The 25,988-nt window shown below is 69.3% G+C and carries 24 protein-coding genes and 1 riboswitch; of the genes, 8 read left to right on the plus strand and 16 right to left on the minus strand.

The features are described 5' to 3' along the window. Positions 1 to 97: 97 nt before the first annotated feature. The gene (locus ACYVBN_RS06715; protein WP_460599851.1) at positions 98 to 1,153 is read left to right on the plus strand and encodes an AsnC family transcriptional regulator; all 1,056 of its coding nucleotides are present in this window, start codon (positions 98 to 100) and stop codon (positions 1,151 to 1,153) included. Between the two features lie 9 nt (positions 1,154 to 1,162). Here the strand turns inward: ACYVBN_RS06715 and ACYVBN_RS06720 are convergent, their stop codons facing one another. From ACYVBN_RS06720 to ACYVBN_RS06750, 7 genes are read right to left on the minus strand one after another with little or no spacing between them, the layout of a single operon-like run. Next, positions 1,163 to 1,837 (minus strand): N-acetylmannosamine-6-phosphate 2-epimerase, encoded by a 675-nt coding sequence (locus tag ACYVBN_RS06720; protein WP_460599852.1) that lies wholly within the window; start codon positions 1,835 to 1,837, stop codon positions 1,163 to 1,165. Further along, positions 1,822 to 2,784 (minus strand): ROK family protein, encoded by a 963-nt coding sequence (locus ACYVBN_RS06725; RefSeq protein WP_460599853.1) that lies wholly within the window; start codon positions 2,782 to 2,784, stop codon positions 1,822 to 1,824. Before ACYVBN_RS06725 ends, ACYVBN_RS06720 begins: the two co-directional genes overlap by 16 nt. 24 nt (positions 2,785 to 2,808) lie before the next feature. Further along, positions 2,809 to 3,750, minus strand: a complete 942-nt coding sequence (locus ACYVBN_RS06730) for a dihydrodipicolinate synthase family protein (protein ID WP_460599854.1) — start codon at positions 3,748 to 3,750, stop codon at positions 2,809 to 2,811. A 3-nt stretch (positions 3,751 to 3,753) separates the two neighbouring features. Next, positions 3,754 to 4,812, minus strand: coding sequence for an ABC transporter ATP-binding protein (locus ACYVBN_RS06735; RefSeq protein ID WP_460599855.1), 1,059 nt, complete (start codon positions 4,810 to 4,812; stop codon positions 3,754 to 3,756). An 8-nt stretch (positions 4,813 to 4,820) separates the two neighbouring features. Continuing rightward, on the minus strand, positions 4,821 to 6,857 hold the full coding sequence (locus ACYVBN_RS06740; protein ID WP_460599856.1) for a dipeptide/oligopeptide/nickel ABC transporter permease/ATP-binding protein: 2,037 nt from the start codon (positions 6,855 to 6,857) through the stop codon (positions 4,821 to 4,823). Beyond that, complete coding sequence (locus tag ACYVBN_RS06745; RefSeq protein WP_440281865.1) at positions 6,857 to 7,813, minus strand: ABC transporter permease; 957 nt, start codon at positions 7,811 to 7,813, stop codon at positions 6,857 to 6,859. Before ACYVBN_RS06745 ends, ACYVBN_RS06740 begins: the two co-directional genes overlap by 1 nt. Positions 7,814 to 7,871: 58 nt before the next feature. Then, a complete protein-coding gene (locus ACYVBN_RS06750) occupies positions 7,872 to 9,503 on the minus strand; it encodes an ABC transporter substrate-binding protein (protein ID WP_460599857.1) in 1,632 nt (543 codons plus the stop codon). A 121-nt stretch (positions 9,504 to 9,624) separates the two neighbouring features. On the opposite strand from ACYVBN_RS06750, the gene ACYVBN_RS06755 reads away from it, so the two are divergent. From ACYVBN_RS06755 to ACYVBN_RS06765, 3 genes are all read left to right on the plus strand, one after another. Further along, positions 9,625 to 10,377 (plus strand): FadR/GntR family transcriptional regulator, encoded by a 753-nt coding sequence (locus ACYVBN_RS06755; RefSeq protein WP_460599858.1) that lies wholly within the window; start codon positions 9,625 to 9,627, stop codon positions 10,375 to 10,377. Next, complete coding sequence (locus tag ACYVBN_RS06760) at positions 10,370 to 11,338, plus strand: acetylxylan esterase (protein ID WP_460599859.1); 969 nt, start codon at positions 10,370 to 10,372, stop codon at positions 11,336 to 11,338. The genes ACYVBN_RS06755 and ACYVBN_RS06760 overlap by 8 nt, the downstream gene beginning before the upstream one ends. 356 nt (positions 11,339 to 11,694) lie before the next feature. Continuing rightward, a complete protein-coding gene (locus tag ACYVBN_RS06765; protein ID WP_460599860.1) occupies positions 11,695 to 12,153 on the plus strand; it encodes an SRPBCC family protein in 459 nt (152 codons plus the stop codon). 10 nt (positions 12,154 to 12,163) lie between these two features. Here the strand turns inward: ACYVBN_RS06765 and ACYVBN_RS06770 are convergent, their stop codons facing one another. After that, positions 12,164 to 14,002, minus strand: coding sequence for a DUF429 domain-containing protein (locus tag ACYVBN_RS06770; RefSeq protein WP_460599861.1), 1,839 nt, complete (start codon positions 14,000 to 14,002; stop codon positions 12,164 to 12,166). Between ACYVBN_RS06770 and ACYVBN_RS06775 the strand changes: the two genes are divergently transcribed. Beyond that, positions 14,001 to 14,588: a hypothetical protein gene (locus ACYVBN_RS06775; protein ID WP_460599862.1), complete on the plus strand. Its 588-nt coding sequence runs from the start codon at positions 14,001 to 14,003 to the stop codon at positions 14,586 to 14,588. The two genes, ACYVBN_RS06770 and ACYVBN_RS06775, sit on opposite strands and share 2 nt — an antisense overlap. On the opposite strand, the gene ACYVBN_RS06780 is transcribed toward ACYVBN_RS06775, so the two are convergent. From ACYVBN_RS06780 to pdxH, 6 genes are all read right to left on the minus strand, one after another. Continuing rightward, positions 14,589 to 14,858 carry a DUF6295 family protein gene (locus tag ACYVBN_RS06780; RefSeq protein WP_460599863.1) on the minus strand — a complete coding sequence of 90 codons (270 nt, stop codon included), beginning with the start codon at positions 14,856 to 14,858 and terminating at the stop codon, positions 14,589 to 14,591. 3 nt (positions 14,859 to 14,861) lie between these two features. Next, positions 14,862 to 15,605, minus strand: a complete 744-nt coding sequence (locus ACYVBN_RS06785; protein WP_460599864.1) for a dienelactone hydrolase family protein — start codon at positions 15,603 to 15,605, stop codon at positions 14,862 to 14,864. Positions 15,606 to 15,671: 66 nt separating this feature from the next. Then, a complete protein-coding gene (locus tag ACYVBN_RS06790; protein WP_440281874.1) occupies positions 15,672 to 16,106 on the minus strand; it encodes a DUF6918 family protein in 435 nt (144 codons plus the stop codon). Between the two features lie 93 nt (positions 16,107 to 16,199). After that, a complete protein-coding gene (locus ACYVBN_RS06795; RefSeq protein WP_460599865.1) occupies positions 16,200 to 16,997 on the minus strand; it encodes a C40 family peptidase in 798 nt (265 codons plus the stop codon). Next, a riboswitch (cyclic di-AMP (ydaO/yuaA leader) is annotated at positions 16,998 to 17,157 on the minus strand. Positions 17,158 to 17,391: 234 nt separating this feature from the next. After that, positions 17,392 to 18,081: a metal-dependent transcriptional regulator gene (locus ACYVBN_RS06800; protein ID WP_460599866.1), complete on the minus strand. Its 690-nt coding sequence runs from the start codon at positions 18,079 to 18,081 to the stop codon at positions 17,392 to 17,394. A 696-nt stretch (positions 18,082 to 18,777) separates the two neighbouring features. Beyond that, entirely contained in the window at positions 18,778 to 19,458 is a 681-nt protein-coding gene (gene pdxH, locus ACYVBN_RS06805) for a pyridoxamine 5'-phosphate oxidase (RefSeq protein WP_460599867.1), read from the minus strand. A gap of 33 nt (positions 19,459 to 19,491) precedes the next feature. On the opposite strand from pdxH, the gene serC reads away from it, so the two are divergent. Then, a complete protein-coding gene (gene serC, locus ACYVBN_RS06810; protein WP_460599868.1) occupies positions 19,492 to 20,604 on the plus strand; it encodes a PLP-dependent aminotransferase family protein in 1,113 nt (370 codons plus the stop codon). Positions 20,605 to 20,707: 103 nt separating this feature from the next. Further along, a complete protein-coding gene (gene pepN / locus ACYVBN_RS06815) occupies positions 20,708 to 23,281 on the plus strand; it encodes an aminopeptidase N (protein WP_460599869.1) in 2,574 nt (857 codons plus the stop codon). Between the two features lie 79 nt (positions 23,282 to 23,360). Here the strand turns inward: pepN and ACYVBN_RS06820 are convergent, their stop codons facing one another. Beyond that, the gene (locus tag ACYVBN_RS06820) at positions 23,361 to 24,656 is read right to left on the minus strand and encodes an MFS transporter (RefSeq protein WP_460599870.1); all 1,296 of its coding nucleotides are present in this window, start codon (positions 24,654 to 24,656) and stop codon (positions 23,361 to 23,363) included. Then, positions 24,653 to 25,084: a MarR family transcriptional regulator gene (locus ACYVBN_RS06825; protein ID WP_460599871.1), complete on the minus strand. Its 432-nt coding sequence runs from the start codon at positions 25,082 to 25,084 to the stop codon at positions 24,653 to 24,655. Before ACYVBN_RS06825 ends, ACYVBN_RS06820 begins: the two co-directional genes overlap by 4 nt. Before the next feature lie 170 nt (positions 25,085 to 25,254). Between ACYVBN_RS06825 and ACYVBN_RS06830 the strand changes: the two genes are divergently transcribed. After that, on the plus strand, positions 25,255 to 25,953 hold the full coding sequence (locus ACYVBN_RS06830) for a response regulator transcription factor (RefSeq protein ID WP_440282876.1): 699 nt from the start codon (positions 25,255 to 25,257) through the stop codon (positions 25,951 to 25,953). Positions 25,954 to 25,988: the final 35 nt, after the last annotated feature.

Genomic DNA, 25,988 nt, shown 5'->3' on the forward strand with positions numbered 1-25,988 from the left:
TGTCCTCCTGGTCGTTCGTCGACGCGCAACCGCCCTACGGATTCGACGCTGACACCGACCCGCCAGTAGGTGCCGAAATTGACGCATGATGAACGTCATGGGCTCGGAAATGATCGATTCGGTCCTGCTGGGCGAGTCGGACCTGGCATTGCTGACCGCCATGCAGTGCGCCCCACGCGCGCCGTGGGCGCAACTCGGCCGGGCTACCGGGCTGAGTGCGGTCACGGTTGCACGGCATTGGCGCGCCCTGGCGGACACTGGCAGGGCGTGGGTGACGGCGGCACCGGGGCCGTCGGTGCTGCCGTCGCGTTGTGTTGCCTACGTCGAAGTGTGCTGCGCGCCGGGGCAGGTGGCGCCGGTCGCGCGACATCTCGCCGAGGACCCGCACGCACTCACCGTGGAGGTCACCACCGGTGGCACCGACCTCTTCATCACCGCGGCGGCGACCGATCTCGGCCGGCTGTCGAGCTACTTGCTGCAGCGAGTCGACCTGATCCCCGGCGTCATGGGCACCACCACCCGGATCCTCACCGGGCTCTATCGCACCGGTGCGGACTGGCGGTTGGACGCACCGCCCGCCGGGACGGCCCTGCAGTCGGCGTTGCGCCCGTCACGCGATCGCGCCGCGACCGAGCCGTCCGCGGTGGACCGCACGCTACTGGTGCAGCTCGGCCTCGACGGCCGCGCCAGCTGGGCCCAACTGGCCGCCGCCGCCGGCGTGAGCCAGGTGACCGTGCGCCGGCGGACGGCGCACCTGATCCGCACCGGTGCGGCCGCGTTGCGCACCGAGGTCGCCGCCCCCGCCGCCGGCTGGCCGGTTGCGGTCCATCTCATGGTGGAGGTGCCGACCAATCTGCTGGCGGAGACCGCGCGTGCGGCGGCCCGGCATCCCCAGAGCCGCATGGTGGCAACGGTGGCCAGCCGCCCCTCGTTGATCATCACCGCCTGGCTGCGGCGGGTGGAGGAGGTTCACGAGTTCGAGCGATCGCTGCTGGACAAGGTGCCGCAGCTGACCGTCTCGCAACGCCTGGTCGGGCTGCGCACGGTCAAGCGGATGGGTCGCATCCTCGACGATCAGGGTCGCGCGGTGCAAGCCGTCCCGATGGACCACTGGAGCGATCCGCTGGCGTATGCCGCAGCGCCCGCGTCGTGACCTCCGCGATCAACCCAGCGCGTCGGCGAACCAGCCGCTGATCGTGGCCGGGTGCGTGATCGCGGTGCCGACGACCACGCTGAACGCCCCCGCGTCGAGCGCCGCGCGCGCCTGGACCGGTGTGTGCACCCGCCCTTCGCAGATCACCGGAACGTCGACGATTGCAGCCAACTGCTCCACCAACCGCAGGTCGGGACCGTCGGTCTTCTGCGTGTATGGCGTGTAGCCCGCCAGCGTCGTGCCGACCAGGTCCGCGCCCGCGTCGGCCGCAGCACGGCCCTCGTCCACCGTGGAGCAGTCCGCCATCACCAGAACGCTTGTCTGCCGGTGCAATTCGGCGATCGTCTCCGCGACGGTGCGCCCGTCAGGCCGCTCCTGCGCGGTGCCGTCGATGGCGACGACTTCCACCCCTGTCTCGGCGACCGCGAGCGCGTGCTCCAGAGTCGGCGTGATGTAGACCGGCGCGTCACCGTCCTTCCACAGGCCGATCACCGGCAGCGAGACCTCCCGGTGGATCATCCGCAGGTCGTCCAAACCCTGCGCCCGAATGGCCGCCGCTCCGCCGCGCGCGGCGGACAACGCCACCTGGGTCATCGTGCGCGGATCGCGCATCGGTTCACCCGGGTAGGCCTGGCAGGACACGATCAACCGGCCACGCAGTGCCTCGATCACATTGTCGGGCAACGGTTTTCCTCTCTGTGCATCAGCATGAGACCGGCGGCGCCGGCCAACGCCGCGTCGGCGCCGAGCCGGCTACGGCATACCCGCACGTCTGTGGTCGCCGGCAGCAACTGATCCCGAAGTGCGCGCTCCATCGGCGCCCACCACGCGTCGCCGGCGCCGACCACGCCGCCGCCGATCACGACCACCTGCGGATCCAGCAGGTTCACCGTGCCACCCACTGCGGCACCGAGTGCCTCGGCACCCTCGGTGAGCACCGCGCGCGCAACGTCGGACCCGGCCGCAACATCGCGGGTCAACTCCTGCACGGTCGTCACCTGACGCCGCACCCGCGCGCTGTATGACGCCGCCAGCGCCGGACCCGCCGCGACCGCCTCGAGGTGACCCGACCGGCCGCAAACACACGGCCGGCCGGCCGCCGCGGCGACCGGAATGTGGCCGAGATGCCCCGCCACGTCGTGCGCGCCGAAAAGCACCTCTCCCCCGCCCACGTATGACGCACCGACGCCGGTCCCGACCGCGACCATCAGCACCGACTCGGCACCCGCGGCCGCACCGATCCACGCCTCACCCAGCGCGTGCGCGTGCACGTCGTTGACCACACGCACCGGCAATCCGGTCGCATCCGAGATCCGTTCGCGCACCGGCGTTCCCGCCCAGTCGCGCAACGCGCTCGTCGCCGACCGCACCACCCCGGTGCGATGGTCGATCACCCCGGCCGACCCGACGCCGACGCCGGCCGGATCAGCGCCGTCGCTGACCTCGTGGACCAGCCGGCACACCGTCGCCAGGATCGCGTCCGGCCCCTCCGCACCAGGGGTCGCCGCAACCGCGCGCTGTATGACGCCCCCGGCGCCGTCCACCAGCGCGGCGACCGTCTTGGTGCCGCCGATGTCGACGCCGACGGCACAACCCGACCCGACGACACGACCGGAGCAGTCGATGCTCATTGACGGATGCTCATTGCAGGAAGCTCATCGACGGACGTCGAGCCCGGCGAGCTCCAATTGCTCACGGACCCGGCCCGTTTCGGCCTCGTCGAAGCGTCGCATCGGCAGCGACACCGTCGGTGAGTCGATGACGCCCAGCAGGTGCAGTGCGGCCTTGAACGCACCGACTCCGCGGGTCGCACCGGCCGTCGTCGCCGGATCCGCCGCGTCCACGATCCGGAAGAGCCGGCCCAGCCGCTCCTGCTCCACCCGTGCAGCGGCCCAGTCCTGCTTGTCGGCATACGAATGCAGCCGCACGTAACCGGCCGGATCGACGTTGCCGAGCCCGGGCACCGAGCCCGACGCTCCGGCCAACAGCATCCCGTCGACGACCAGTTCGTGACCGGTCAGCAATGCGAAACCTGCGTCGTCCTGATCGTCCAGGCCGATCCGCAGCTGCCGGAAGGCGACGTCGTCACCACTGGAGTCCTTCACTCCGGCCAACACGCCCTCACTCGCGAGGCGCAGCAACAGCTCCAGGGACAGCTTGCGGCCCACACAGACCGGGATGTCGTAGGCGAGCACCGGCAGCGACGACGCGGAGGCGACGGCGCGCAGGTGGCGTTCGATCTCGTGCGGACCGACGATCGCGTAGAACGGAGCCGTCACCACGGTCGCGTCGGCGCCCAGCCGTTCGGCGGCACGCACCCGCTCCAGCACCCGCGGGGTCGCCGGCTCGATGCAACCGGCCATGACCGGCACGCTGCCGGCGACGGTCCGGACGATGACGTCGAGCGCGATGTCTCGCTGGTCGTCGGTGAGGAAAACGGTCTCGCCGGAGCTGCCGAGCGCGAAGAGCCCGTCGACGCCGCCGTCGAGCAGGTGCTGCACCAGTCGCTCGAGCGAGCGCCGGTCCACGGTCCCGTCCTCGTGCAGCGGTGTCACGACGGGCGGGATCACGCCGGTGTAGGTGGTGCGGGTGGTCACGGTTCACGCTCCTTGCGCAGCTGCTGCATGTTGGTCGGCGGTTGCCTCACGCAGCAATTCTGTTGTGGTTGTTGATTGTTCGATGGGGTGATAGCAGCGGACGAGATGGTTTCCGGCGACGGCGTCATACGCCGGCATCTCGGTGGCGCACGTTTCGTCGGCGCGCCAGCAACGGGTCCGGAAGGGACAACCGCTGGGCGGCGCCGACGCGGACGGCACCGACCCGCCGAGTGGGATCGGGTCGGTGGGGTGCAGCAGGCTGGGCGCGGCCGAGAAGAGCGCACGGGTGTAGGGGTGCCGTCCGTCGTCCGGCAGCCCGGCGGCCGGAGCCTGCTCCACGATTCGGCCCAGATACATCGTGATGACCCGGTCGCTGACCCGCTTGACGGTCTGAATGTCGTGTGACACGAACACCATTGCCAAGTTCAGCTCGCGCTTGAGGTCGAGCAGCAGGTTGAGGATCTGCGCACGCACCGAGACGTCGAGCGCACTGGTCGGCTCGTCCGCGACGACCAGCGACGGGTCCAGAGCCAGCGCCCGGGCGATCGAGACGCGCTGTCGCTGCCCCCCGGACAACGACGTAGGCAGCGCATCCGCCAACGATGCCGGCAGTCCGACGAGGTCCATCAGTTCGCGAACGCGGGCGGCCCGGTCCTTCGCCGATTTCCAGCGGTGCACGTCCAAGGGGTCCCGGATGATCTCCGACACCGGCATCCGCCGGTTCAGCGAGCCGGACGGGTCCTGGAAGATCATCCCGACCCCGCGCCCCAGGACCGAGCGCCGCTCCCTGGCGGACATCGCCCACACGTCTTCGCCTTCCCAGAGCAGCGCCCCGGAGGTGGGCCGCTGCAGACCGACCAGCACCCGGGCGAGTGTCGACTTGCCGCAACCGGATTCGCCGACGATGCCGACGGTCTCACCGGGCGCGATCGACAGGTCCGCGCCGGTCAGCGCGTAGACGTGTCCACTGCCGAGCAGGCCGCCGCCGCGGGTGCGGTGCACCACATGCAGGTCCTTGCCCTGCAGCAGCGCGGAGCCGCCAGTGCTCGTCGGGCTACTCATCGGGCTGCTCATTCCGCTGCCGCCTTCGCCAGATCGTGGGTGGGTTCGGTGCCGGTCACCGCGTGGTGGCACGCCGACCGATGGGTCTCGACACGGCTGTCGGGCTCGACCAGCCGCGGCACCTCGTCGTGGCAGATCTGTGTCGCCGCGGGGCACCGGTCGGCGAAGCGGCATCCCTTCGGGAAGTCAGCCGGAGCCGGCACGGTGCCGCGGATCTGGGTGAGCCGTTCGGCGCCGGCCTCGAGTGAGAGCACCGAGCCGAGCAGGCCGCGGGAGTAATGGTGTTGCGGCTGCTCCACCACGTCCGCGCTGGTGCCGTCCTCGACGATTCGGCCGCCATACATGACGGCGACGCGGTCGCACACCTCGCTGACCAGGGCCAGGTCGTGGCTCACCAGGATGAGCGCGAAGCCGCACTCGGCCCGCAGTCGCAACAGCAGCTCGATGACCTGGGCCTGGACGGTGACGTCCAGGGCGGTGGTGGGTTCGTCGGCGATGATCAGCTTGGCGTCGCGCGCCAGCGCCATCGCAATGACGACCCGCTGCCGCTGCCCACCGGACAGTTCGTGCGGGTATGACGACAGGGTCCGCTCCGGATCCAGTCCGACCAGCCCCATCAGCTCCTCGGCGGAGCGGGTGCCTCCGCGCCGAATGATCTGGCGCAGTTGGGATCTCACCGTCATGGCCGGGTTCAGTGCGGACAGCGCGTCCTGGTAGACCATCGCGATGTCCCGGCCCATCAAGGCACGCCGACGACCGGGTTTCATGCCGACCAGCTCGGCGCCGTCGAAGGTCATCGACCCGCTCACGCGGGCGCCACGCGGCAGCAGCCCCATGATCGCCAGCGAGGTCAGCGACTTGCCGCTGCCGGACTCGCCCACGAGGCCGAGCACCTCGCCGGGCCGGACCGCGAGGTCGACGCCGTCCACGATCGACACGCCACGGTGCCGCTCGGGGAAGTCGATGTGCAGGCCGCGCACCGTCAGGATCGGATCCGCGTCCGGCACCGGCCGGGCGGCCGCACGCAGCCGTTGCGCAGCCACCGCCAGCCCCGGCAGCGCCTCGGCCGGCGCGGCACCGGCGGCGTCACCGCCGGCCGACTCCTCGGCCGCCGAGGCCGCCGAGGCCGCCGAGGCCGGTCCCGTCGAGACACTCGATCGAGCCGCCGGTGCCGCCCAGGCGTCCGAGATCCCCTCGGACAGCACGTTGAGGCACAGCACCGTCACCAGGATCAGCAGGCCGGGGAAGAACGTCGCCCACCACGCGCCGGCCTGCAGGATCTGCTGGCCGTAGGCGATGACCGAACCCCAGGACGACTGCGCCGCCTGGCCGGGCAGTCCGCCGCCGATGAAGGACAACGACGCCTCGAAGATGATCGAGTCGGCGACCATCACGGTGGCGAAGACCATGACCGGCGCGGCGCAGTTGCGCATCACGTGGCGGCGCAGGATGTGGAACCGCCGGGCGCCGATGACCTGCTCGGCGGCGACGTAGTCCTCGCCGTACTGCGACAGCACGTTGGCGCGCACGACGCGCGCGATCGACGGCATGAAGACGAAGCCGATGGCGAAGATCAGCACCGAGAGCCGGTCCTTGCCGTAGGCCACGACCAGCACCGCGGCCAGCGCGATGGCCGGGAAGGCCATCACGATGTCCAGCAGTCGCATGATGATCTCGTCGACCGCCTTGCGGCTGGTGGCAGCGATGGCGCCGAGCACCGACCCGAAGACCAGCGCGAATGCCGCGGCACCGAAGCCGACTTCCAGGGAGCGCCGGGTGCCGACGACCAACCGGGAGAAGATGTCGCGTCCGGAGGCGTCCAGCCCGAACCAGTAGGAGCCGTCCGGTCCGGTGCCGACCGCGCCGAGGCCGGTCTGCGTCGGGTCGTGCGGCGTGAGCAGCCCGCCGAAGATCGCCACCACGATCAGCACACCGACGAAGCAGAGTGCGATGCGCGACGGGATGCCCAGCCGGGACAGGCTCATCGAGCGGGTGCCGGGGTTGTTCGACAGCTTGCGGGTCAGCCCCGCACGGTATCCACGCATCAGTGGCCTCCTCGCAGCCTCGGGTTGGCCACCATGTAGAGCAGGTCGACGACCAGGTTGATGACGACGAAGCAGGCTGCGATCACGAGGATGGTGCCCTGCGCCAGCGACGTGTCGTTCGTCGTGACCGCCTGCATGACCAGCGTTCCCATGCCGGGCATCTGGAAGATCGCCTCGATGATGATCGTGCCGCCCAGCAGGTAGCCGACCCGCAGGCCCAGCACGGTGAGCGGGTTGACCAGCGCATTGCGCAGGACGTTGCGCCCCACGACGATGTATGGCGGCAGGCCCGCGCCATACGCGGTGCGGACGTAGTCCTTGTCCAGCTCCTCCACCATCGAGGTGCGCACGATCCGCGCGAGTGAACAGCCGACCGGCAGTGCCAGCGAGATGGCCGGCATGACCATCGCCTTCAGGAACCCGCCGAAGTCCTCGCCCGGGTTGACGTAGCCGGCGTTCGGCAGCCAGGTGTGGCTGACCGCGAACTGCTGAATCAGCAGCAACGCCAACCAGAACGACGGGATCGAGATGCCCGCCATCGACACCACACGGACCGCGTGGTCCGGCCACCGGTCGCGGTAGAGCGCCGCCACGATGCCCAGCAGCATGGCCAGCACGAACGCCAGCAGCACGCCCAGCACGGTGAGTTCGAGGGTCACCGGCAACGCCTCACCGACCAGGCCGGACACCGACTTGTTCAGCGACTGGGTGGTGCCCAGGTCGCCGGTGAGCAGGTCGCCGATGAAGTGGATGAACTGCACCGGCGGTGCCTGGTCGAGCCCGTGCGCGTGGTTGTATGCCGCGATCTGCTCCTTGCTGGCACTGTCGCCCAGGGCGGAGACCGCCGAGTTGACCGGCGACAGCCGCATCACCAGGAAGACGAACAGGGCGATGCCGAACAGCAGCGGGATCAGTGTCAGTATTCGCCGGAAGATCAGGCTCAGGACGTGAGCCACGCGAACACCTCCTCGAATGGTGGCTGGTTGAAGATGGCGGGCAGCGCCCGCAGGGACGTCAGACCGGCTTGGTCTTCAGGAAGTACAGGCCCGTGGTGGCGACCGGTTCGAAGCCGGAGAGCTTCTTGTCGTCCCAGCCGGTGACCATCTTGGTGTGCACCACCGGGTAGAGCGGTGCCTCGTCGGCGATGAAGTCGATCGTCTTCATCCACAACGCCTTCTGCTTGGCCTTGTCGGACTCTTTGGCCGCCTCGTCCAGCCAGTCGGCGACCTTCTTCGCCGACGACTGCTGCCAGTGGAAGCGGTCGGTCGGCCAGGTCGCGCCGTAGTAGAACCAGCGCAGGAGCAGGTCGACGTCGACGCCGTACACGGTCGGGTCGCCGGAGGCCAGCAGCACGCGGAAGTCCGGCTTGGAGATCAGCCCGTCGGGGGCCGGTGCGTAGACCGACGCCGACGGCGCGGTGTTGAGCTTCGCGGTGACACCCACCTGCTTCCAGGCGTCGATGATCAGCGGCGCAGTCGATGCGACGGCGCCGGCGTCGGTGGTGACCAGTTCGATCGACAGGTTGGACGCACCTGCCTCGGCGAGCAGCTTCTTGGCCTTCGCCGGGTCGTGGTGGTAGACGGTCGACGCCTTCTGGAAGTCCGGGTTGCCCTCGTCCAGGTAGCTCTGGGCCGCGGTCGCGTAGCCCTGGAAGGCGGTCTTGATGATGGCGTCGGTGTCGATCGCGTAGTGCAGTGCCTGACGAACTCGCTTGTCGTCGAAGGGTTTCGCCGCACAGTTGAACATCAGGAAGATCTGGTTGAAGGCCTGCTTGGCCTCGACCTTCTTGGTCTTCTCCAGCTGCTTGACGTTGACGAAGGGCACGGCCTCGATCGCCTGGGAACGACCGCTCTGCAGGTCGGCGATCCGGGTCGCGTCCTGGGTCGTGGTGTGCCAGACCATCTTGGTGGCCTTGGCCGGGTAGCTGCCGTTGTAGTTCTTGTTGACCGAGAAGGTCAGGCCGCTGTTGGGGTCGGCGGAGTCCAGCACCCACGGGCCGGAACCGATCGGCTTGTCACCGAACGTCTTGGCCAGCGCGGCGGTCTTGGTCTTGGCCTTAGGCACGATCTTGATGACCGAGATGCGGGTCGGGAAGAGCGGGAACGGCTCTTTCAGGGTGAACTCGGCCGACGTCGCGCCGGTTGCCTTCACCGAGGAGATGAACGAGATGAACTGCGACATCAGGTTCGCCGGGTCCAGTGCCCGGGTGAAGGACCACGCGACGTCCTCGCCGGTCACCGCCGAGCCGTCGGAGAACTTCGCCCCGTCACGCAGCTCGACGGTCCACTTCAGGCCGTCGGCGCTGGCCGTGGGCTGCGCCTTGGCCAGCGCGAGGTACGGCGCGCGGCTGGCCGGGTCGAGGTCGACCAGCGCCTCGAAGATGTGCTGGTTGGCGGCTGTCGCGACCGCGCTGGAGTGGTTGGCCGGGTCGAGTGTCCCGGAGAGCTGGAAGGCCAGCGTCGCCGAGATGGTGGACGAACCGCCCTTGCCGTCACCCCCGCCGGAGGTGCCGCTGGACGGGCCGCAGGCGCTGACCGAGGCGGCGATGCCGGCAGCCGCACCGAGCACGCCGGTGAATTTCAGGAACTGACGGCGCGAGGTGCCGGCCAGTCCGGCAGGATCGAGCGGTGACTTCTTGTGGGACACGACTGCCTCCAGATGAGCGACAAACGATGAATGAGAGCGACCATACAAGACATCAGACGTCTGATGTTGGGATACGGTAACTTTCGTCGAGCCGAATTTCGAGCGATCCCGAGGGGGACGTATGAGCACCATGGAGGGACGACCGCGGACCGCGCAGCTGCAGGTCGTGGAGCAGATCAAGCGCTACATCGTCGACCACCGCCTGCACGCGGGTGACCCGCTGCCCACCGAGCCGGAGCTGATGAGCGTCATCGGCGCCAGCCGGTCCAGCGTCCGCGAAGCGATCCGCACGCTCAGCGCCCTGGACATCGTCGAGGTCCGCCACGGGCACGGCACCTTCGTGGGAACTCTGTCCTTCAGCGCGATGATCGAGAGCCTCGCTTTCCGCTCCCTGCTCGGCACCACCTCCGACTATCGGGTGCTGTCCGACGTGGTCTCGGTCCGCCAGTTGATGGAGCAGGGCTTCGCCCGGCTGATCATCGACGGCCTGGACACCGACCAGCGTGGCAAACTGGCCGACCTGGCCCGGCAGATGTGCGAACTCGCCGACCGCGGCAAGCCGTATGTCGAGCAGGACCGCGCGTTCCATCTGTTGCTGCTGCAGCCGGTCGGCAACGATCTGGTCGTGCAGCTCACCGGCGCGTTCTGGGAGGTGCAGTCGCGGGTCGGCGCGACCCTGGACGTCAGTGATCGCAGCTGGCAGCGCACCGCCCACGCACACGTCGAGATCGTCGACGCCGCCGCAGCGCACGACCTGGACCGGCTGAATGCCGCGATCGAGGAGCACTACGCGCCGGTCAAGGAACAGATCCAGCGACTGGCCGCATTGGCCGCCGTAACCGATCCGCTGCCCGAGGAGCGTCCCGGTGCCTGAGTTCGATCTCCCCCTCGAACAGCTGCGCGACTACCTACCCGAGCGGCGCGAACCGCAGGACTGGCAATCGTTCTGGGACACCACACTGGCCGAGGCGCGCGAGCACGATCTCGCGGTCCGCGAGCTGCCCGGGGCGTCATACCTGCCGAACGTCGTCACCCGTGACGTCTCCTTCGCCGGCTTCGGCGGCCACCGCATCAACGCCTGGCACATCCAGCCGACCGGCACGGTGCACGGCACCGTCGTGCAGTTCCTCGGGTATGGCGACGGGCGCGGCACGCCGCTGGACTGGCTCGCCTGGCCGGCCGCGGGTTTCGCGACCCTGGTGATGGATACCCGCGGCCAGGGCGCCCGCGCCCGCCGCGGGGGTAGCACCGGTGACCCGGCCGGCAGCAACTCGCCCTACGTCGAGGGCTTCCTGACCCAGGGCATCCTCGACCCGCGCGACTACTTCTACCGGCGGGTCTTCACCGACGCGGTCCGTGCCGTGGAGGCGGCGCTCACCCTGGACGGCACCGATCCGGACCGGCTCGCCGTCGCCGGCGCCAGCCAGGGCGGCGCCATCGCACTGGCCACCAGCGCGCTCGCCGGCGACCTGGTCCGTGCCTCGATCATCGGGGTGCCGTTCCTGGCCGACGTTCGCCGGGCGGTGCGCCTCACCGAGCAGCGCCCCTACTACGAACTGGTGGCCTTCCTCGGCACGCATCGGGCGCAAGCCGAGACCGCCTTGCGCACCATGGACTACGTCGACGGCATCACCATGGCGGCGCACGCGACCGCACCGGCGCGGTTCTCGGTCGCGCTGATGGACACCATCTGCCCGCCGTCTGGCGGCTTCGGCGCCTACAACCACTACGCCGGACCGAAGCAGATCGAGGTCTACCCCTTCAACAACCACGAGGGCGGCGAGGCCGACGACCAGATCGCTGCCATCCGCTGGTTGCAGGACCTCTGGCGCTGAGCCACCGCCAGCGGTGGCGGGCGTGTGCATAACCGGCAACGGTCGCTGGTTAAGCGATCTTCTCCGCGGCGAACGCGTGCATAACCGGCAACAGTCGCTGCTTGGGCGACCTTCTCCGCGGCGAACGCGTGCATAACCGGCAACAGTCGCTGGTTAAGCGACCTTCTCCGCGGCGAACGCGTGCATAACCGGCAACGGTCGCTGGTTAAGCGACCTTCTCCGCGGCGGGCGTGTTCATAACCGGCAACGGTCGCTGGTTAAGCGACGCAGCGGCGACCGCCGACGGTGAAGTGATCACGCTCGACACCGGCAACTGATTCCGGACGCTCCGGTCCACCGACTGCCACGATGGGCTCATGACACCAACCGAGGAGACCAAGGTCGTTCGCGCCACCCGTGAGATCGACGCCCCCGCGGCGAGCATCTTCGAGCTGATCGCCGATCCGAGCCGGCAGCCGGAGTGGGACGGCAACGACAACCTGGCCGAGTCCGCGCCCGGACAGCGGGTCCACAGCGTTGGCGACGTCTTCCGCATGACGCTGACCGGTGACGGAGTGGTGCGGGAGAACCACGTCGTGGAGTTCGAGGAGGGCCGCCGTATCGCGTGGCGGCCCTCCGAGGTGGGCGCACCGCAGCCCGGTCACCTGTGGCGGTGGGAACTCGAGCCGGTGGGCGAAGGCCGGACACGGGTCACCCACACCTACGACTGGTCGCAGCTGCAGGACGCCAAGCGGCTGCGGCGGGCCCGTGCCACCACCTCGGACAAGTTGTCGGCGTCGCTCGAAAAGCTTGCTGCTGCAGTCGAGTCCGCGTGACCGTCGACGGTCAGGATGACTCGCCGCGCAGCTTCGCCAGTCGCGACTCCAACCGCTCCACCCGGTGTGCGTTGCCGTCCAGGGCGACATACTCCTCGCCGAAGCGGTAGAGCAGCGCGTCGTCCAACCGGCGTACCGCGCCCGGCGGGGTGCGGTACGCCATGCGTTCGTCGATGGGCGCAGCGTCGACGGTGCGCAACGTGTCGGCCAGCTGCGTCAGCGACTCGATGCCGAGCTCGTGCACCAGCCCGGCCATCCACGCGTAGTGGTCGGCGCGCGACCATGCGGCGTCGTCGTACTGACCGGCAAGGTATGCCGCCAGCTCCCGCGAGGAGATGCGATCGGCGCTCGCGCCGCTGGAGAGGGTCTCGGCGACACCCGAGCGCAGCTTGTCGCGGATCGTGGAGAACTCGCCGTCGGCGACCTCCAGCAGCCCGGCCGCCAGGGTGAACCGCCGGTCGAAGTCGGCGCGCTGTTCCGGCGGGATGCTGCCCTTGTAACGGATGTCGTGCTCGAACTCCGCCCACGCGTGCTGCAGCACGGTGCGGATCTGCACCTGCACCCGCCGGTCCCCGAGCGCCGGATGTCGAGCACGATCCTCGGCGTGGATGCGGACCTGCAGGTGCCTGCTGGCATACCCGAAGCGGCCCTCGCTGGCCGTCTCCAGCCCGAGGTCACGATCGTCGAGGACCTCCGTCTCGGCGGCGAGCAACTGCACCACGGCATCCACGTCGCCGCGCACGTAGGTGATGACACGAACGCCGATGGTGTCGCCGATGTCGCGGATCGGGTCGGCATACAACGGCACCCCGTCGACCTCCCGGCTGGCCTTCTCCGCGAACGACGCCACCGTCTTGGCCCGGCCGTCCACCGACAGGTAGTTGAGCCCGGCGTCGTCCAGCACCCCGGCGATCAACTCCACCGCAGCGGCCGCAGCCCGCTCCACCATCGGGAACTGCACGGCGTACTCACGCCGGGCGGCACCCACCACCTCCGCGCGGCTCTGCTGCGTCGGTGAGTGCCGCGACGGCCGCAGGTCGTCCGGCAACGTCGGCGTGACGATGTATCCGGTGGCGACGTCGCCGTATGTCGTCAACCGCTCGGGCGCCTGGTGAGCGAGGACGGCGACATACGCGCAGATCACGGCATCGATCGGATCCTCCGCCGCGCGCAGCTGCGCCTTGCGGGTCGCCTGCTGCACCGTGTCGGCCAGCTGCTGCCAGTGCTCGCTGTGCCTCAGCCGGAGGGCCGGCTTCGCAGTCTCCAGCGACTCCAACAACCGAAGCAGGGTCAGCAACTCACCCTGCAACTGCTCGATCGGCCGACCCGGCTTGTTCTTGTACTTCAGGCTCTGCCCGAGCCGGAAGAGCGCCACGGTCGCCGGGTGCGGATAGACCTCGAGAGCTCGCCGCGACGCCCGCGACGCCGGATCGATGTCCAGGCCCAGCAAGTGTGCGATGCGTCCGCCACGGGTGCCCTCGGCGAATGCCGGGTTGCCGGTGTTGGCCGGGTGCGCCCCCGCCTCGTATGCCGCGAAGTCACGGCCCAGCGCCTGCTCGGCCGGCCGGCTCCCCTTTGCGTTGTTGACGATCAGCGGCGCGTCGATGCCGACCACGCACGCACCCGGCGCCGCAGCCCGGACGGCGTCGACGATCTCCTCGTCCGTGCGGACCGTGCTCGCGTGCCGCAAGGTCCCGCTGTCGTCGAGGACCGCCACCCCGGTGGGATTCTTGGTGCCCCAGGCAAGATCGAGGCCGACGAAATGCATGCCTGCAGCATGCCGCATCGACGCGCACGCCCGTGCGTGCAGCACCGATCTGCGGCGTTCCGCCTCGTACCATGTCGTCATGCCGAACAGCACCCAGGGACGCGGTGACGGCGAACGGTCCGCGAACGACGCCTTCATGGACCAGTGGGCCGACCCGGACAGCGCCGACGGTTCCGACGACTACGGGGACGGGCCGGAGGACGGCTACGACGACTACGACGAGTCCAGGCGCCCGGCGCCCGGCCTGCTGCCCGGTGCTCTGATCGGGGCCGGCATCGCCGCACTGTGCGCCGTCGGCATCTACCTGCTCGCCAGCGGCGGCAACGGACACGACGCGGGCACCGGCCAGCGGACCGTGACCTACACCCAGCAGGGCGCGACACGGACGGTCACCCAGGAGGCCACGTCCGACCCCGCGAACGACAGCACCTTCACCAGCACCTCGACCGTGACGCTGCCGCCGAAGACGACGACCGTGCAGGTCACCCGGCCCGGCACCGAGCGGACCGTCACCAGCACCGCGACGACGACCGCCACCACCACAGCCACCACCACAGCCACGACGACAGCCACGGCGACCGTCACCACCTCGGCCCCACCGGTGACCACGACCGTCACCCGGACGATCGGTCCGCCGCCCGGACCGGTGATCAGCCCGGGCGGCTGATCAACCGGCCTTCAGCTCGTCGGGTGCCGCGTCCAGCGCCTGCTGGATCGCGTCGATGAGCCGCTGCGCCGACCCCGCCGTGAGTTCCAGGGCGATGCGCCGGCCCGGCCCGGCGCTCGGATCGGTCAGGTCCACGTTGAGCGTGTGCTCGGCCATCGCGTGGACCGGGTGGTCGTAGTAGGCCGCCGCATCGGTGACCCGGAACCACTTCCCGCCCGGACCCTTGGCGCTGCCGTCCACATCCGTCGTGACGGTGATGTAGGTGCACATGTCTCAGCCCTCCAGGTGCTGGTGGAAGAAGGATTCGATGCGTTGCCAGCCGTCGTTCGCCGCGGCCACCACATAGGACGGTCGGTCGACCGCGAAGAACGCGTGGCCGGCGTCGTCATACGAGAAGAACGTGTGCGGCTTGCCGTGCTCAGTGAGGATCCGGTCGAGTTCGGCGACCTGCTCCGTGCCGGGGAACTTGTCGTTCTTGCCGAACAGCCCCAGCAGCGGTGCCCGCAGCTGCGGCAGCAGCGGCACCAGGTTCGTGACGTCGAGCGGGTAGTCCGCGCCAGGGGTGCCGGTCACGAAGGCGCCGTAACAGTCCACCGCCGCGTCCAGGTCCACCCGGCACGCCGCGAGGACTGCGTGCCGCCCGCCCGAGCAGTGGCCGATCACGCCGACCTTGCCGTTCGCGTGCGGCAATCCGCGCAGGTATGCCGCCGCCGCCTCCACGTCGCCGACCAGCTGCTCGTCCGGTATGCCGCCCGCCGCCCGCACCGCCGCGGCAGCGTCGGACGGCTCCGCTCCCGGAGCCTGCCGCGAATACAGATTGGGACACAGGGCGTCATACCCCAACTCCGCGAAGCGGCGGACCATCTCCTTGGTCGCCCGGTCGTAACCGGGCAGATGATGGATGACCACGACACCGCCACGGCGGGTGTCGCCGTCCGGTGTCGCCAGGTAGGCCTCGATCTCGGCGCCGTCGGCGCCGGTGAGACGCACGGTCGTGGCGTGCAATGAGTCAGACATATTCATGGTCTATCAGAAGGACCTTGAGCGTCCCCGCACGACTCAGGACGCGTGCTGCTGCACGACTCAGGACGCGTGCTGCTGCACGACCCTCCCGAGTCGCGGCAGGGCCTGCTCGACGTTGTCCTTGGCCTTGCCGCGCAGCCCCTTGTAAGCACGCTTCAACGGCTCCCGCTCGGTCGCCTCGGCCCGCGCGTCGGTGACCGCCAGCAGTGCATCGGCGGCCTCGTCGCCACGGCCGGCGAGGTACTGCCCGAAATCGCCCGCCCCGGCGAAGTCGTCCCAGAACGGCTGCAGGGCCGAAGCGACCTCGGGCAGCATGCGATCGGTCGCATCGGCCGCGATCGTCGGACTCACCTTGCGCACGGCGGCATACCCACCCTTGATCGCGACCCCGGTGAGACCCTTCTTGTCCTTCACCTCCGCGTCGATCACCGCAACCAGATCGGCAACGACCTGCGGACGACGGTCAGCGGCGAGCAGCGTTTCGGACAATGACATGGTGCGGCCTTTCGGGGAGCGCGTTTGGTGCGGGAATGCACGAACCCGCCGCACCCACGAAGTGCGACGGGTTCGAACGAGTGGTGTGACAGCTCAGATGCGGCCGTAGCCGGACACACCGCTGTAGATCGGGCGGACGCCGACGGAACCACCGGGGTGGTTGGCGTCGATCATCATGCCGTTGCCGACATAGATCGCCACGTGGTAGGCGTAGCTGCCGTTGCCGAAGAAGATCAGGTCTCCCGGCTGCGGCGTGCTCACCCGGGTCGCCATCTGCATCTGCGCGGTGGCAGTGCGCGGGAGCGACTTGCCGACCTGACCGTAGACGTAGGACGTGAAGCCCGAGCAGTCGAAGCCGGCCGGGCTGGCGCCGCCGTAGACGTAGGGCGCACCGACATACCGCTCGGCGATGCCGACGATGCCACCGGTGGCGGCCGGCGGGGCCGGCGTCGTGACCGGGTTGCTCACCGGGGCGCTGACCGGGTTGCTCGCCGGCGCCGGCTGAGCCGAGCGGTCAGGGCGGGTGGCGCTGCGCGACACCGAGGCGGTGCGCGTGCGCACCACCGGCTTGGGAGCCTCATAGCGCTTGGCGGCGACCGGGGCAGCCAGCTGCGCCTGCGCCGGCACGGCGCTCAGCTGCGACTCGGCCTTGGTGGCCTGCAGCGGGTTGGCCAACGCCTGAGCGCGGGAAGCCTGGGCGGCGAAATCGACCGAGCTGGAGCCGGTGATCGACGCGACACCGGTCGTGGCAGACGCGGCCTGCGGTGCGGCGATCGAAGCGACCAGACCACCGGCGACGGCGACGGTGGCCGACACGCGAGCGGTGGAGTTGAAAGTCGTCGTCAGCTTGCCCGGGGCGCGGTGACGACCGCGCGGACCAAGAATGGACACAGAACACCTCTCCGTCGCCTACGAGGTGAGCTGTCGGGCTCGGGCTGGAGATACCCGGCTCCGGTGCGGCAGCCCCGTGGTGCTGCACCGAAACTTCGCCCCGAGGGCGGCTTGCGCCACCCGGAATGGGTCCCCCGCTCCTGCCTGGCGGAAATTCGTTGCACCCGATCAGCTGGCAGGACTCGGCGTTGCCTCACGGGAACCCGCCGAGTGGCGGGCCGGGGAAAACGGTACACAACCCCGGACGGAAAGTCACAGTGAGGTCACGAACTGGTCAAAGAAAGTTCTGGTGGTCTGCGAGGATCGTTGCAAGGACGCCGAATCAGCCCATGGCGTCAGTCAGTCCCCGGGTGTCAGCCGGGGTCAGTCAGCCGGGGTCAGTCGGTCGGGTCAGTCAGTCGGCGTCGACGAAGACGTGCATGGCGACGTCGCGGGGTAGCGACACGGCGTCACCCTCCTCGGCGCGCACCAGGACCCGATCACCCTCGAGGCGCACCTCGACCTTGGCGTCCGGGGTGATGCCGCCCGCGGTGAGCACGCTCAAGGCATCCTGGTCGGCCTGGGCCGGCTCACCGACGCGGCGGACCACGAAGCTGGCCGGCTGCTCGGTGCCGACCTCCGTCATCGGGCGCACGCCGTCGCGGAACTGCACACGCGTGCCCTCCTCACCCAGCTCCTCCAGGCCCGGGATGGGGTTGCCGTAGGGCGAGATGTGTCGTTCGCGGAGCATCGCCAGGATCTTGCGCTCGACCCGCTCGCTCATGACGTGCTCCCACCGGCAGGCCTCGTCGTGCGCGTATTCGAGCTCCACACCGATGACGTCGACCAGCAGCCGCTCGGCGAGCCGATGCTTGCGCATCACCCGGGTGGCGAGCGTCCGGCCGTGCTCGGTGAGCTCCAGATGCCGGTCACCGGCCAGCGTCAGCAGCCCGTCGCGCTCCATGCGGGCCACCGTCTGGGACACGGTGGGACCCGAGTGCCCCAGACGCTCCGCGATGCGCGCGCGCAGCGGCACGATGCCTTCTTCCTCCAGGTCGAAGATCGTGCGGAGATACATCTCGGTGGTGTCGATCAGCTCGCTCACGGCACAAGCCTGCCACTACGGGCCGACAGGTGCACGCCAGCCTCCCGCCACGCCCCCGTCGCGGGATCGCCGCCGCTGCCCACAACCCGTCACGAAGAAATTTCGGTCGACTTTTCGCTCAATAAGTTCGGGAATCCTTCCCGCTCACGCTACGTTCTTCTTCTTGGAAGCCGTGGGGCTCCTCCCCCCTGACCCGCGGCCTCCCGAACCGTTCGTTTTCACGGGCGGGGTGAGCACACCGCAAGGTGCAGCTCGGACGGCTGGCGCACCTCCCCTGGGCGCCAGCCGTTCTTGCTCTCCGCGTCTGCTCTCGGCGTCGGTCCCGGCCGCGCTCGGCCCGCCGGCCGAAGGGGGAGCCAGGACAGCCGACTAAATCTGTTGCTTCCCACCCGGCCCTCGTCCTAGCGTGGGAGCACACGAGAAAGGAGGTGGTCCAAGAGTGATTTCTCAAAGGACGCGTGAGGTGGTTGCGCGCTAGCGCAACCTTCGTATTCGTCGCCGGCCACCTCCGGTGTGCCGACGGAACGGACGTTCGGTAGCTACTCCAACGCAGCCACCGCGGCCCGTGGGCGCGCGATCTCGTCCATCGCGCTTGCCGGTTCCACCGGCAGCCCACGGGCTGTCCCGTGTCTTCTTGCTCGACTCCTCACCCGCCGGCGTCCGCTTCTCGTGCAGTTGACTGGTCTTGCCCGTCGCCTAGGGCTGACGGCGCTCGATTTCCCAACTGTTCGCGTCGGCGAGGTCGCCATCGCAGGTGCGCACGAAGACGAGCCGGTCGTGCAGTCGGCTGCTGCGGCCGGCCCAGAACTCCACCTCCTCGCAGCGCACGACATACCCGCCCCAGAAGTCGGGCAGCGGGACGTCCTCCGGGCTGCCGGTGTCCGGCCACTTCTGTTCGTATGACGCCACGGCCGCCTCGAGCTGGGCGCGGCCGGCGGCCGGCTGCGACTGCTCCGAGGCCCAGGCGCCGATGCGCGATCCGTACGGCCGGCTGCGGAAATAGTGCGTCGATCGCTCGACCGACATCTTCTCGGCAACACCGACGAAGCGGATGGCCCGGAACATCGGCGGCCAGGTCAACGCCGCGGCGATCTTCGGATCAGCTTGCAGGTCAAGGCCTTTGCGGCTGGTGTAATTGGTGTAGAAGCCCGGACCGTCAGCGCCGAGGTAGCGCATCAGCACGGTGCGCACGTGCGGCTGGCCCTCGGCGTCGACGGTGGCGACCGAGATCGCATCGGGTTCGGGCACATCGCCCTTCGCTTCCTGCCGGTCCGCGGCGTCCTGGACCCATTGCTCGATGAGCGGCAGCGGCGCCGCCGGCAGGTCGTGCTCGTCCAGGCCCTCGCCCGCGTAGTCCCAACGCTTGATCGGCTGCATGAGCACGACGCTACCGCTGGCAGAATCGGGCACGTGACCGACCAGCTCGTCATCCCAGATTCGTTGAAACCCGCGGACGGCCGTTTCGGCTCCGGGCCGAGCAAAGTGCGCACCGAACAACTCGACGCGCTGCTCGCGCTGGGCCGCACCGTGCTCGGCACGTCGCACCGGCAGGCACCGGTCAAGAGTCTGGTCGCCCGCGTCCGGTCCGGGCTCGCGGAGCTGTTCGACGCCCCCGACGGCTACGAGATCGTGCTCGGCATGGGAGGCACCAATGCCTTCTGGGACGCAGCATCGTTCGGGCTGATCCACGACCGCGGAGCCTTCGCCGTGTGCGGCGAGTTCAGTGCCAAGTTCGCGACCGTCGCGCGCAACGCGCCGTTCCTCGCCGACCCGATCGTCGCGGAAGTCGAGCCCGGCACCGCGGTGGAGTTGTGCAGCACGCACGGCGTCGACACCTACTGCTGGACCCACAACGAAACCTCCACCGGCGTCAGGACCCCGGTCCGGCGGGTGCCGGGCTCGGCCGGTGAGCTGATGCTCGTCGACGCGACCTCCGCCGCCGGCGCGATCCCGGTCGATCTCGCCGAGACCGACGTCTACTACTTCGCGCCCCAGAAGGCGTTCGCCTCCGACGGCGGCCTGTGGTTCGCCGCCATGTCTCCTGCCGCACTCGAGCGGATCGCGAGGCTCAGTGAGCAGCGCTGGACGCCGGCCACCTTGGATCTGCAGCTGTGCGTGACGAATTCACGACTGGAGCAGACCTACAACACACCGGCCGTCACCACCATCGCGTTGATGGCCGCGCAGACCGACTGGCTGCTGGCGAGCGGTGGCCTGGACTGGGCCGCCGGTCGCAGTGCCGCGTCGAGCGCGACTCTCTACGCATGGGCGGAGCGCACGACATACACCTCGCCGTTCGTCGCCGACCCGGCCGACCGCTCCCCCGTCGTGGGCACCATCGACTTCGACGGCGTCGACGCGGCAGCGATCGCGAAAGTGTTGCGCGCCAACGGCATCCTGGACACCGAGCCCTACCGCAAACTGGGCCGCAACCAGCTGCGCATCGGCATGTACCCCGCCGTCGACCCGGCCGACGTCGCGGCGCTCACCGCCTGCATCGACCACGTCGTGGCGCACCTCTGATCCTGCTGGCGTCCGCACGGCCGGCTGCAGGATCCTGGCTGCGCGACGCCGTTCGAGGGAGCGCGGCGGATGCGCAACTTCGGCGAGTGCGACGATGGTGGCCGTGACTATCGCGGATCTCAACCTCACTCGTGACGACTGCGCCACGCGCGGTCGGCAACTCGCCGTCGAGACCCACCGGGTCGACCTCGACCTGGGCAACCTCGCCGATCCCGACGCCTCGACGTTCGCCTCACGTGCGACGATCCGCTTCACCAGCACGGAGACCTCGACCTGGCTGGACCTGGTGGCCGACGAGCTCACCGCCCTGACGGTCAACGGCACCGCACAGTCCCTGGACGGCTACGACGGTGCGCGTGTTCCGCTGCAGGGCCTGCGGACCGGCGAGGCGGTCAACGAGGTCGTCGTGGAGGCTCGCTGTGCCTACAGCCGGACCGGCGAGGGTGTGCATCGCTTCACCGACCCGGCAGACGGAAACACCTACGCCTACACACATTTCGAGCCCACGGACGCACGCCGTGCGTTCGCCTGCTTCGAGCAGCCGGATCTGAAGACGCGCTTCACGTTCGCGATCACGGCGCCTGCCGGCTGCGTCGTGCTGAGCAACCAGTCACCGGTCTCCGATGAAGCCGACGGCGAGGGGCACACCGTGGTCTTCGCCCCGACGCTGCCGCTGTCGTCATACCTCACCGCCTTCGCGGTGGGGCCCTATCACGTCGCGCGGGACGTATGGCGCGCCGACCGCGCCGACGGCAGCTCGCTGGAGATCCCGCTCGGCGTCATCTGCCGTCGGTCGATGGCCGAGCACCTGGACGCCGACGAGATCTTCACCATCACCAAACAGGGGCTGACGTTCTTCGACGAGGCGTTCCGATTCCCTTATCCCTGGGGGAAGTACGACGAGATCTTCGTGCCGGAGTACAACCTCGGCGCGATGGAGAACCCCGGCCTGGTGACCTTCAGCGAGAACGCCTACATCTTCCGCGGCACCCCGACCGAGGCGCAGCGCGAGTCCCGCGCCGAGGTGATCATGCACGAGATGGCGCACATGTGGTTCGGCGACCTCGCCACCCCGCGCTGGTGGGACGACACCTGGCTGAAGGAGTCCTTCGCCGATTTGATGGGCTATCTGGGTGCGACCGAGGCCGCCGGCTTCGACGGCTCCTGGGTCACGTTCGCGGTCAATCGCAAGCAGTGGGCCTATGTCCAGGACCAGTTGCCGACGACCCACCCGATCGTCGCGGACATCCCGGACCTGGAGGCCGCCCGGCAGAACTTCGACGGCATCACCTACGCCAAGGGGGCGTCGGTGCTGAAGCAACTGATGGCGTATGCCGGGCGGGACGCCTTCTTCCGCGCCGCGCAGCTCTACTTCCAGCAGCATGCCTTCGGTTCGACGGGGCTGCGGGATCTGATCGACGCGCTGCAGGAGAGCAGCGAGGCGGACCTGTCGGACTGGGTGCCGACCTGGCTGGAGACCACCGGACCCTCGGCGCTCGGGGTGGTTCGGGACGGCGGGACCATCTACCTGACAACCGATTCCACGGACCCCTCGACCGGCGAGCAGATCGCCCGCAACCACCGGGTGGTCGTCTCCACCTTCGCACTCGAAGCGACCGGACTGGAGCGCACCGCGCGCGTGGAACTCACCCTGGACGCACCGAAGGTCGCGGTGCCGTTACCGCCGGGCACCCGGGCCGAGGTCGTCGTGCCCAATGACGACGACCTCACCTACGCACTGGTCCACCTGGACGACACGTCCGTGACGAACGTGCTGGGCGACCTGTCATCGCTGGAACCCACCTTGACCCGTGCGGTGGTGTGGTCGGCCCTGTGGAACGCGGTGCGGGACGCGCGCCTGTCCGCAGCGACCTACCTGGCAGCGATCGACGCCAACGTGGCGAGGGAGACCGACGCCGGACTGGTGTCGATGGTGCTGCAGCAAGCCCGCACGGCGATCTCGGACTACCTGGCACCAGGCGAGCGCCCTTCGGCGTCTGCTCAGCTCGTCGCCACGGTCGACGCCGGTCTGCAGGCCGCCGCACCCGGCTCCGATCTGCAGCGCGCCTGGGCACACGCGTTGGCGTTCTGCGCCGGCCGGTCCCCGGCCGGTGTCGATCCGGTGCGCCTCGCCCTGCGGGGCGGCGTGGCCGGACTGGAGGTGACCCCCTCGCTGCGCTGGGACCTGCTCGTCGCCCTCGCCGAGCAGGGCTCCGTCGGAGAGTCCGAACTGCCGGACGCCTACGACGCCGACCCGACGATGAGCGGCGCCATTGCGCTCGACCGGGCCCTCGCCACGCTGCCGTCGGTTGCGCACAAGCGGCGGGTATGGCGTGAGCTGACGACCGGCGACGACCTGACCAACGACCGCCAACGGGCGCTGCTGGCCGGCTTCGCGGCCGGCGATCAGGCCCTCACCGAGGAGTTCCGCACGCCCTACTTCGAGCAGCTCGACCAGTGGTGGCGTGACCAGACGATGGTCATGGCCGCGCGGCTGGTGGCCGGCGCATTTCCGCGCACCAGCGTCGCCGACGGCGACGTCACCGACAACCCGGTGGTCGCCGCTGCCGACGAGTGGCTGGGTACGCACCCGGACGCGCCGAATGCGTTGCGCCGCATCGTCATCGAGCAGCTCGACCACACGAAGCGGCAGCTGCGGGCACAGGCCGGCGACTAGAGCAGCGCGCCCAGCACCGCGACGCCCACCAGGGCGACCAGCGCGATGACGACCACCAGCCGCTGCGCTCTGGGGGACATCATGCGACGCGCTCACCGGCGAGGTCGCCGGCGCGGTCGCGCTGGCGCACCTCGAGGTGCGGGATCGGGCGACCCTCGAGCCGCACTCGCAAGTCTTTGCTGCGCATCAGGTAGAACATGACGGCACCCACCGTAATCGCCGTCGCCACGCTGCCGACCAGGATGGTCCACCGCGCCCCGAACGCGGTGCCGATCCAACCGATGACGGGGGCCCCCGCCGGCGTACCGCCCATGAAGATGGCCATGTAGAGCGCCATGACCCGACCCCGCATCACCGGGGTGACGCTCAGCTGCACGGTCGCGTTGGCGGTGTTGAGTGTGGTGATCGCGCACAATCCGGTGGGGATCAGGAACAGTGCGAACAGCAGGTATGACGGCGCCAGCGCGGCGAGCGCCGAGAAGAGCGTGAAGCCGACCAGTGAGCCCAGCACGATGCGCAGCCGCGGCCGCTGCCGGCGGGCCGCCATGAGCGCGCCGGCCAGCGAACCGATCGCCATGACCGATCCCAGCAGGCCGTACTCCGCCGCGCCCCGGTGGAAGACCGTCGTCGCCATCAGCGCGATGGTCAGCTGGAAGTTCATGCCGAACGTGCCGAGCATGAAGACCATGAACATGATCAGCATGATGTCCGGTCGCCGCCGCACGTAGGCCAGTCCTTCACGCACGTTGCCCTTGCCGCGGACCTGGGGTGCCGGCATCAGCTCCTCGGGACGCATCGCCTTGAGCGCGATCAGCACCGCGACGAAGGACAGGGTGTTGAACACCAGGGTCTGGCCGGTGCCGATGAGACCGATGCACAGACCGGCGATGCCGGGGCCGATCAGCCGCGCGGCATTGAACGATGTGGCGTTCAGGCCGACCGCGTTGCTCAGCAGGTCGGACTCCACCATCTCCGAGACGAATGCCTGCCGGCTGGGGTTGTCCAGCGCCGTCGCGACGCCCTGCAACAACGCGAGCGCATAGACGTGCCACAGCTGCACCACGTCGGTGAGCACCAGTGCCGCGAGCAGCGCCGCGGTCACGGCCAGCGCGCTCTGCGTGCCGAAGAGAACCCGCCGCTTGGGGAAACGATCGGTGATCACGCCGGCGAACGGAGCCAGCAGCACCACCGGCGCGAACTGCAGGGCGGTGACGATGCCCAGCGCCGTGGAGTCGTGGGCGGTGAGTTGGGTCAGCACCAGCCAGTCCTGGGCGGTGCGACCCATCCAGGTGCCGACGTTGGAGACCAGGGCGCCGGCGAAGTAGACGCGGTAGTTGTAGACGGACAGGGACGCGAAGGTCCGGCTGCGGCTCATTGGGGTGCGACCACCCGTTCCAGGATGTCGGCGGCCTGACGCAGCACCGCACACTCCTCCTCACTCAGATCGACCATCCGCGAATAGACCCACTCATCGCGCGACCGTCGTATGGCGCTGAGCGTCTTGCGCCCCTCCGGAGTCAGCTGGAGATGGACCTGGCGGCCGTCCTCGGGATCGGCGTCGCGGCGCACGAAACCCTGCTCCACCAGTGCGTTCACCGTGCGGGTCATCGAAGGAGCGCTCACGCATTCGATCTCCGCGAGCTCGCGCGGGGTGCGGATCCGGTTGTCCAGCTTGCCCAGCACCGACACCTGGTGCGGCCGCAGAGTGTCCTGACCCGCGCCGGAGAAACGCACCCGGCGGCTGATCCGCATGCAGACGGATCGGAGATCGACGGCGAGATGTTTGCGTTCTGCGGGGGTCACTGTCGTTAGTTTAGCTCATTAGACCAGCTAACGACATTGCCGAGCGGCGGCCCGAGGCGGCTCCTCGGACGCAGGCGATCCCCGGCTCCCGAGCATCGCCCAGCAGCACCGCCGACGCATATCATGGGATGTACAGGCAATTCCCAGGAAACGGAGCCACAGTGATCGACATGACCTCTCCGGAAGCCCGCCTGCTGGTCGTCGAGGACGAGACCAACATCCGCGAATTGCTCGCGACAAGCCTGAAGTTCGCCGGTTTCGAAGTGCACACCGCAGCCACCGGCAATGACGCGATCTCGGTTGCCGGCGAGCACAAGCTCGACCTGGCGGTGCTGGACGTCATGCTGCCCGACATGGACGGTTTCACCGTCACCCGCAAGTTGCGCGCCAATGGAGTGGAGTTGCCGATCGTCTTCCTGACCGCCCGGGACGCGGTCGAGGACAAGGTCAAGGGGCTGACGGTCGGCGGCGACGACTACGTCACCAAGCCCTTCAGTCTCGAGGAGGTCGTGGCCCGGATCCGTGCGGTCCTGCGCCGCACGCAGGTGGAGAACGACGCACGCTCGACGGTGCGCGTCGCCGACCTCGAGTTGGACGAGGACTCGCACGAGGTACGCCGGGCCGGTCAGGTGATCGAGGTCTCCCCCACCGAGTTCAAGCTGCTGCGTTACCTGATGCTCAACCAGGGCCGGGTGCTGTCCAAGGCCCAGATCCTGGACCACGTCTGGGACTACGACTTCCGTGGCGAGGCCGGCATCGTGGAGAGCTACATCTCCTACCTGCGACGCAAGATCGACGTCGGCGACGCCCCGGCCCTGATCCACACCAAGCGCGGCGTCGGCTACGTGTTGCGCGCCCCGCGCGAGTGACCGGCGGCCCGCCCGCCAGCGCGCGGCGCCTCACC

The organism is Flexivirga lutea, from assembly GCF_054778955.1.